Source organism: Corallococcus llansteffanensis (assembly GCF_003612055.1).
Taxonomy (GTDB): Bacteria; Myxococcota; Myxococcia; order Myxococcales; family Myxococcaceae; genus Corallococcus; species Corallococcus llansteffanensis.
The window spans coordinates 1-6501 of the sequence record NZ_RAWB01000563.1; the positions used below are offsets into that span (position 1 = coordinate 1).

3 protein-coding genes, 5 tRNA genes, 1 other RNA gene and 1 pseudogene are annotated in these 6501 nt (G+C 68.8%); 1 reads left to right on the forward strand and 9 read right to left on the reverse strand.

Features of this window, described 5'->3' with window-relative positions:
* Positions 1 to 879 (forward strand): annotated as a pseudogene (locus D7V93_RS35095) (mannosyltransferase); the annotation flags it as partial.
* Positions 880 to 958: 79 nt separating this feature from the next.
* On the opposite strand, the gene ffs reads toward D7V93_RS35095, so the two are convergent.
* The 9 genes from ffs to D7V93_RS35140 form a co-directional block, all read right to left on the reverse strand.
* An RNA gene (ffs, locus tag D7V93_RS35100) (signal recognition particle sRNA small type) lies at positions 959 to 1051 on the reverse strand.
* A 28-nt stretch (positions 1052 to 1079) separates the two neighbouring features.
* Positions 1080 to 1166, reverse strand: a tRNA-Ser gene (locus D7V93_RS35105).
* A gap of 13 nt (positions 1167 to 1179) precedes the next feature.
* Positions 1180 to 1266 (reverse strand) — tRNA-Ser (locus tag D7V93_RS35110).
* Between the two features lie 6 nt (positions 1267 to 1272).
* Entirely contained in the window at positions 1273 to 1740 is a 468-nt protein-coding gene (gene tadA / locus D7V93_RS35115; RefSeq protein WP_120647515.1) for a tRNA adenosine(34) deaminase TadA, read from the reverse strand.
* 24 nt (positions 1741 to 1764) lie between these two features.
* Positions 1765 to 1841: transfer RNA gene (locus D7V93_RS35120), tRNA-Arg, on the reverse strand.
* Between the two features lie 28 nt (positions 1842 to 1869).
* Positions 1870 to 1959: transfer RNA gene (locus D7V93_RS35125), tRNA-Ser, on the reverse strand.
* A gap of 42 nt (positions 1960 to 2001) precedes the next feature.
* Positions 2002 to 2088 (reverse strand) — tRNA-Ser (locus D7V93_RS35130).
* A 126-nt stretch (positions 2089 to 2214) separates the two neighbouring features.
* Positions 2215 to 3495 (reverse strand): serine--tRNA ligase, encoded by a 1281-nt coding sequence (gene serS / locus D7V93_RS35135; RefSeq protein WP_120647516.1) that lies wholly within the window; start codon positions 3493 to 3495, stop codon positions 2215 to 2217.
* 149 nt (positions 3496 to 3644) lie between these two features.
* Positions 3645 to 6501: tetratricopeptide repeat protein (locus D7V93_RS35140; RefSeq protein WP_120647517.1), on the reverse strand; the 2857-nt coding region annotated here is incomplete at its 5' end.

A 6501-nucleotide genomic window follows, 5' to 3' on the forward strand; every position in this document is an offset into this window, starting at 1 on the left:
GGGCTCCTGGGGGGCATGGCCCTGGGGCTCGCGGTGGTGACGCGCTATCCCTCCGCCCTCTTCGTCCTGGGGGCGCTGGGCTGGCTTGTCGGCGCGCGCAGGTGGCGCGTGCTCGCGTTCACCTGCGTGGGCGGCGTCGGTGTGGCGCTGGGCCTGGGCCTGCTCGACTGGCTGACCTGGGGCACGCCCTTCCACTCGTTCCTGGCCTACGTGCGCTTCAACGTCCTCTCCGGAGAGGCCGCCGCCGCGTTCGGGGCCTCCCCCGCGGAGTTCTACGCGCAGCCGCTGCTCCGGGCTGTGCCCCTGTGGGCCTGGGCCGCCGTGCCGCTGTCGGTCGCATCGCTGCTCCGGTGGCGCACGCTATCCCTGCCGCTCACCTGCGCGGCCATCTACACCGCCGTCCTCCTGGCCACGCCGCACAAGGAGGAGCGCTTCCTCTACCCGGCGCTCGTGCTGGGGCTGCTCGCGGCCGCTTCCCAGTTGTCCGCGGCCCTCATGGCCATCCAGCGCCCGGGGCTCAGAGGCGTGCTGACCTTCTCCTCGCTGTGGCTGGGCTTCGTGCAGACGGACGGCTACCCCTCCCAGGACCTGCGCCGGGACCAGTTCCGCGCCATCGTCCAGGCCACCCGGGGGGACGCGAAGGGGCTCCTCATCGTCAACGAGGGGCTGTGGGGCTCCGGAGGCTTCTTCTACATCGGCCGGAACATCCCCTGGCGCACCTGCGACTGGCCCCGGGACGCCGCCTTCCAGGCCTCCATGCGCGACCCCTCCTTCAACCGCGCCGTGACCTTCGAGGGCCGGGCCCTGCCGGAGCTCCAGGCGGCCGGCTTCCGCGTCGTCCGCCAGGTGGAGCGCGAAACCATCCTCGTCCGCGACTGAGCAGCCGGGCAGGGGAGGGGTTGCCCGCAAAGCAGAAGCGCCGATGTCCCTCGAAGGGGACATCGGCGCTTCATGACAAAACAGAACGGCCGGGACACACGCGGAAGTACGCTACCGTTGCTTCCTTCCGGACCTGGCGGGGTTCGCGCCCCCACGTTGTCCCGACCACAAAATCAGTGCTGCTAGCGCGAAGATAACAACGGAGAGGGTGGGATTCGAACCCACGATACCCTTTCGAGTATGCACGCGTTCCAGGCGTGTGCCTTCAACCGCTCGGCCACCTCTCCACGGACGATGGAGCGGAGAGCGTAGGATTCGAACCTACGGTACCGTTACCGGTACGCCTGATTTCGAGTCAGGTGCCTTCGACCACTCGGCCAGCTCTCCAAGTATTCAGTTTTCACGTCGCTTCGTGCGCAAGCGCTCGAAGAACGTCTTGAGAAGCTGGCGACTGTCCTCCGCCAGGATGCCGCTTGTAACCTGGAGCCGGTGATTGTGCCTGGGCTCCTCCGCGAGATTGTACAGCGAGCCGACCGCACCCGCTTTCGGGTCCATCGTACCAAAGACGAGCCGGGTGACACGAGACTGAACCAGCGCCCCGGCGCACATGGCGCACGGTTCCAACGTCACGTACAGGGTGACGCCAGAGAGGCGCCAGGCACCGCGTGCTTTCGCAGCGGCATCCAGCGCGAGCATCTCGGCATGGGCGAAGGGGTTTCGGTCGCACTCGCGCCGGTTGAAGCCCGTGCCCACGACGTTTCCGTCCAGCACCGCTACCGCACCGACGGGTACTTCTCCGAGTGAAGCTGCTTCCCGCGCGAGCACAAGGGCCTGCTGCATGAAAGCGATGTCGTCACTCATGAGACCTGCGCCACAAAAAGAAGATGGCGCTCCCTGGAGGATTCGAACCTCCGGCCTTCGGATTCGTAGTCCGACGCTCTATCCAGCTGAGCTAAGGGAGCAATTTCTTCCGGTGCTGCTTACGACAAGTGGCGGAGAGAGAGGGATTCGAACCCTCGATACCCTTACGAGTATGCAGGTTTAGCAAACCTGTGCCTTCAGCCTCTCGGCCATCTCTCCAACGTTTCTCTGTCAAAGAACCGCTAAGTTCAAGCTCAAAATCGGAGGCGGTAGGATTCGAACCTACGGAAGGCTTTCACCTTCTGCGGTTTTCAAGACCGCTGCCTTCAACCGCTCGGCCACGCCTCCACACCTTGTGCCGATGGTCCCCCGCAGGCCGACAGCGCCCGTGGGGCCGCCCTTCTACATCATTTCGGTTCCGGTGCAAGTGGATGTTGGCCCCTTTTCACGTCGGGGGCCCCCCTCCACCGCGGACTACAGGGGGCGCAGCTCCTTGAGGCCGCCCATGTACGGCACCAACGCCTCCGGGATGGCGACGCTTCCGTCCTCCCGCTGGTAGTTCTCCAGGATGGCGATGCTCGTGCGCCCCACGGCCAGCCCGCTGCCGTTGAGGGTGTGGACCATCTGGGGCTTGTCCCCCTTCTGGGCGCGGAAGCGGATCTTCGCGCGGCGCGCCTGGAAGTCGCCGCAGTCCGAGCAGGACGAAATCTCCCGGTACGCGCCCTGGCCCGGCAGCCAGACCTCGATGTCGTACGTCTTGCGCGCGCCGAAGCCCATGTCCCCGGTGCACAGCAGCATCACGCGGTGGTGCAGGCCCAGGCGGCGCAGGATGTCGCACGCGTCGTCCGTCATGGCCTCCAGCTCCTCCAGGCTCTTCTCCGGAGGGGCGAACTTCACGAGCTCCACTTTATGGAACTGGTGCTGGCGGATGAGGCCGCGCGTGTCGCGCCCCGCCGCGCCGGCCTCCGCGCGGAAGCAGGGGCTGAAGGCGCAGTAGCGGATGGGCAGCTGGTCGCCCTCCAGGATCTCGTCCGCGTGGTAGTTCGTGACGGGCACTTCCGCGGTGGGGATGAGGAAGCGCTCGGGCTCGCCGGACGTCTTGAACGCGTCGTCCTCGAACTTGGGCAGCTGGCCCGTGCCCATCATCGTCTCGCGCAGCACCAGGTAGGGCGGGAGCAGCTCCGTGTAGCCCTTCTGCGTGTGCACATCGATCATGAACGTGACGAGCGCGCGCTCCAGCCGCGCGAGCGCGCCCTTGTAGAAGGTGAAGCGGCTGCCGGACACCTTCGCGGCGCGCTCGAAGTCGAGCATGCCCAGCGACTCGCCCAGCTCGAAGTGCTGCTTCGGCGTGAAGAGCAGGTTCGGCTTCTCACCCCAGGCCTTCACCTGGACGTTCTCATCCGCGCTGGCGCCCACGGGCACCGACTCATGGGGCACGTTGGGGATGAGGAGCAGGATGCGGTTGAGCTCCTCCTCGACCTCCTTGAGGCGGGTCTCCTTCTCCTTGATCTCCTGGGAGACGGCGCGCAGGTCGCCGCGCAGCTTCTCCATCGCGGACGGGTCCTCCTTGGCCTTGCGCTTCATCTCCTCGTTGGCGGCGTTGCGGCGCGCGGCCAGTGCTTCCACGGAGATGTAGAGGTCGCGGCGCTCCAGGAACAGCGCCTGGAAGGGGCCAAGGTCCAGGCTGCCGCCCCGCGTCTTCAGTCGGGCGACGACCGCATCGAAGTTCTGCGCAACGTTCCGGAGGTCCAGCATAGGGGCCCGCCTTGTAGTCATCCCGGGCGTGGGCCGGCAAGGCTCACCACACCCGGCGTGCTCAGGGCCGGACGCCGCCCGGCCCCGGAGACTGACCACCGCCCCGGCCTTGTCAGGCGGGCCCGGAGGCCCGCCCGGGGGGCGGGAGGTCAGTGTTCGAGGTCGTAGATTTCATCCTCGATGTCCTTCTTGTCCGCCGCGTCCGGCTTCTTCACCAGGTACTCCTTGAAGGCCGAGATGGCGTCCTTGCGCTTGTTGCGCTCCTTGTAGGCGAAGCCCAGGTAGTAGAAGGGCTGCGGGTTCTGGGGCTCGGCGGTGGTGGCCTTGCGGTACCAGTCGATGGCCTTGGCGTGCTGGGCCTGCTCCGTGAAGGCGCGCGCGACCTTGTAGTAGACGTACGTGAGCTTCGGATCCGCCTTGAGCGCCGCCTGGTAGCGGCGCACGGCGTCGTCCCAGCGCGCGGCGTTGAAGAGCGCGTCACCGATGGCGCCCATCACCCGCGTGCGCTGCGGATCCGCCTTGAGGCTGGCCTCGAAGGCGGCGATGGAGCCGTCGAAGTCACCCTTCTCCAGGAACGCGTGGCCCAGGGCCTCGTGCGCGTCCGCGTAGTTGGCGTCCAACGCCACGGCCGCCTGCCACTGCTCGATGGCCTCCGGCAGCTTCTTCGCGTCGCGCAGGATGACGCCGTAGGCGTAGTGGTAGTCCGGGCGCTTGGGCGCGCGCTCCACCGCGCTCTTCATGCTGTCGAGCGCCTGGGTGTACTCGGAGCGCTTCGCGCGCACGAGGCCCAGGTAGTAGAGCGCCTCGGCGTTGGAGGGCTCGTTGCGCAGCGCGAGGCCCAGGTTGCTCTCCGCGCCGGCCAGGTCCCCCTTCTCCAGGAGCACCGCGCCCAGGGTGATGGGGGTGGTGGTGGAGCGCGGGTCCTCCTGCTTGGCCTTCTCCAGCTCACCCACGGCCTCGTCCAGCCGGTGCAGCCGCCAGAGCACGAGCCCGCGCTGCAGCCGTCCGTCCTTCAGCAGGTGCGGATCCAGCTCCAGGGCGCGGTTGGCGCTCGTCTCCGCGCGGACCGCGTCGCCGCCCAGCAGGGCCACGCGCGACAGGCCCAGGTGGGCGTCCGCCAGGTTGGGATCCAGCTGGATGGCGCGGTCGAACTCCTGCTGCGCCAGCAGGCTGTTGTTCTCCGCGAGCGCCAGCTCTCCCAGGCCCGCGTGCACGCCCGCGTGCTCCGGCGCCTGCTGCGCGGCGGTCTCCAGCAGGGCCCGGGCATCCTCGTTGCGGTGCTGCCGCAGGTACAGGCGGCCCAGGTACAGGCCCGCGTCCACGAGCTTCGGATCCGCGGCGGTGGCGCGCTTGAAGTGGCCCTCCGCCTCCACGGGCTTGTCGAGCGCGTCCTCGATGCGGCCGTAGAGGTACGCGATGCGCGCCTCGTTGGGGAAGCCCTTGCTGGCGGCCTCCACGGCGGTGAGCGCGTCCTGCATCTTGCCCGTCATCACCAGCGAGGTGATGTGGCCGTCCACGTACTCCAGGCTGTCGCTGCTCTCCGCCGCGAGCGACGCGTAGAGCGGCAGGGCGCCGTCGTAGTCGCGCTGCGCGCGGAGCACCTGGGCGAGCTGCGCCTTGATGAAGGTGGACTCCGGGTTGTCCTTGAGGGCCTCCTTCAGCTCGGTTTCCGCCTCCTTGGGCTTGAACTGCTGGAAGAGGGCCACGCCCCTGAGGCCGCGGGCGCGGGCGCGCTCGGCGGGCCCCAGCGCGTCCTGGAGCTTGAGGGCGCTCTCCACGGCCTGGGCGCCCTGCTCGATGTTCGACTTGCGCACCAGGAGCTCCACCGCGGCCAGCTCCACCGCGGACGCGGCGTGGCGGGGGTCGGCCTCGAGCGCGGCGGCGTAGGCCTGGGCGGCGTCGTCGGCCTTGCCCGCCTCCTGGTACAGGTTGCCCAGGGCGTGGTGGGCCTTGGCGGACTTCGCCTCCCGCTCCAGCACCTTCTTCAGCGTGGTGATGGCGTTGGCGGTGTCCTTCTGCTGCGCGTAGGACTCCGCCAGGAGGAAGGCGAGCTCCAGGTCACCCTGGTTGCCTTCGCGGCTGTACGCGTCCTGCAACCGGGCCTGCACGTTCACGGCCTGGCGGGACTGGAGCGCGAGCGCGGCGGCGGTCTTGATGACCTCCACGTTCTTCTCGCCCAGGAGCTCGATGGATTCCATCTGCTTCTGGCACTCGCTGAGGTCGGCGCGCTCACCGTCGGCGTAGCGGCGCTGCAGGTAGGCCACGGACTGGCACCACAGGGCGCGGACCTCGGGGTACTCCTTGGAGGCCAGCACCGTCTTGCTCTTTTCGCGCGCGTCCTTGTAGCTGGCGTAGGTGTCCTCCAGGAGGCCCTTGCGCGCCTCGTCCACGAGCTTCGCCTCGGGGGAGCCGGCGGACACGCGGGCGGGGAAGAACTTGTGGCGGCCGAAGGCGCCGTAGCGGCTGGCCTCGAAGCTGATGCCGGTGCCCAGCACGAGCACCGACACGCCGGCGGCCACCAGGACGGGGATGCGCTTCTTCCACTTGAGGTCGGCGGCGCTGCGGTCCACGACGGACACCGCGGCCATGCGGCCTTCGTAGAGCTGGCGCAGCCGCTCCATGCTGGCCTGGCCGTTCGCGGGCTCCGCGCCGGACGCGTCCGGGTTGGCGGCGGCGGCCGAGGCCGCGAGGGGGACCGCCTTGGACGGGCCCTCCATCAGCCGCTGGATGGCGGTGGCGAAGATGGGCACCGTGCCGATGGCGGACCAGCTCTCCGAGTCGGGCGACACGTCCTCGTTGCCCAGGAGCTGGCCGTCCTCGAGCATCTTGACGATGACGCCTTCCTCGAACGGGCCGAACATCTTTCCGGAGCGGCGGCGCACGTGGAAGCGCTTCACCGGCACGCGTCCGCCGGCGTCCTTGCCGGCGGTGTCGTCGATGAAGCTGAGCATCTCCAGGCCGTCCGCGGGGCCCGAGGCGGGCGGGGGCGGCAGCGGCGCGGAGAGG